Annotated in this window: 2 protein-coding genes; both read left to right on the forward strand. The window is 50.9% G+C overall.

Annotated features, from left to right (window positions below):
• Window positions 1–408, forward strand: a 408-nt coding sequence (locus Q0238_RS06645; RefSeq protein WP_297944188.1) for an ABC transporter substrate-binding protein, incomplete at its 5' end; no start/stop codon positions are given.
• Window positions 409–1,623, forward strand: coding sequence for a radical SAM protein (locus Q0238_RS06650; RefSeq protein ID WP_297944191.1), 1,215 nt, complete (start codon window positions 409–411; stop codon window positions 1,621–1,623).
• Window positions 1,624–1,762: the final 139 nt, after the last annotated feature.

A 1,762-nucleotide genomic window follows, 5' to 3' on the forward strand; every position in this document is an offset into this window, starting at 1 on the left:
GAGAGCGAGGCGGATAAAATTTGCGCGCAGATGGATGGAATTTTTGCAGACAAACCCGCTCTTCGCGGCAAAAAAGTAGCGCTATTTTTTGGCTCAAACGCCACTATGGCTTTTAACGACAAAACCCTCATCGGCGACATTTTCGCTCGCCTCGGCGCTAAAAACATCGCAGACGGTCTTGAAGGCAGCACGCCCGCGGTATCCGCCGAATACATCTTGGAGCAAAACCCCGATATAATCGTCGTCGTGGGCGGCGAAACGGAGGATTTTTTAAAAGCAAATCCGATCCTTAGAAATACCAAAGCGGTAAAATCGGGCAAAATTTTAAAAGCTCCGACGCTCATCTTGCGGGGCAGCCCGCAGATCGGCGAGACGGTGGATGAAATTTACGCAGAGGCAATGAAATAGATGTTTAAAGAACGCATTAAATCCCACCATCGCTCCAAGCTTTTCGAGAGCGTCTCCGCAAGCGAAAACGAGCTGTTCAATGCGCTGGAGCAACCCGCCAAAGACAGCGACTGCGTGATCTATCTGCATGTGCCCTTTTGCGACAACATCTGCTCGTTTTGTTCGATGATGCGCTCCAAACTCGGCGACGAGCTGGACGAATACGCTAAATTTCTGGTCCGCCAGATCAAAGACTACGGCGAGATGCCCTACTTCGATACCAAAAAGATCAAAAGTATCTACTTCGGCGGCGGCACGCCGAGCGTCTTTAGCGAGACGCACTTCGAAAAGGTTCTGGGCGCGCTGCATAAAAATTTCAAGATCGCAGAGGGCTGCGAGATCAGCATAGAGACCACGCTGCATAATCTAGATACGCAAAAAGCGCTCGCCCTGCAGAGCTTCGGCGTAAACCGCTTTAGCATCGGCGTGCAGACCTTCAGCAGACAGGGGCGGGCGCTTCTAAACCGCGTGCATAAGCCTGCTCGCGCGATCGAGCGACTGAAGGATCTTAGAGAAAAATTTGACGGCATGCTCTGCTGCGACATCATCTACAACTTCCCGAACGAAAGCGTAGAGGAGGCGGTCGCGGACGCTAATTACGTAAATGAGCTAGGTCTAGATAGCACTAGCTTTTACTCGCTGATGTTTTTCGAAGGCTCGGAGTTATCCAAAAGGATCGACACCTCCTACTACGATCTGCCGACCGATAAGAAGCTGCACCACGCTTTCGCGGAGGCGCTGCTGCAAAGCGGGAATTTTGAGGTTTTGGAGCTTACCAAGCTTACTCGCAAAGGGCGCGATAACTACGGCTACATCAAGCTAAGCCACAAGGGCACGGACGTCCTTCCTATCGGCAACGGCGCGGGCGGACACGTAGCGGGCTTCGGAATTTACGGCGTGTCGGGACACAAGATGATCTCGCGAATCGATGAGCGCGAAGCAAAATACGGCGTGCTAAGCAATCTGTTTCAATACCCGATCGTAAGCTTAAACGCGCTAAAAGACGGCCTAAGCGCGAGCGTTTATGACGAAGCGCTGCAGAAACTAAAGGAATTTGAGAGCTGGGGGCTTTTAGAGATAAAGGATCAAAGATCGGTCTTAAACTTGGACGGAGTTTTTTGGGGCAACAACATCAACGAAGAGATAGCAAACATTATGAAAAAGGATTTTGTATGAAAAAAATCGTGCTTTACACCTCGCAAACGGGTAACACGAAAAAGGTGGGCGACACGATCGCCGAGCAACTAGGCTGCGAGAGCCTAAATTTCCGCGACTTTGAAGGCGAGGTCGATGACTACGACTTTATAGCCTTGGG

The organism is uncultured Campylobacter sp., assembly GCF_938045775.1.
Classification (GTDB): Bacteria; Campylobacterota; Campylobacteria; order Campylobacterales; family Campylobacteraceae; genus Campylobacter_B.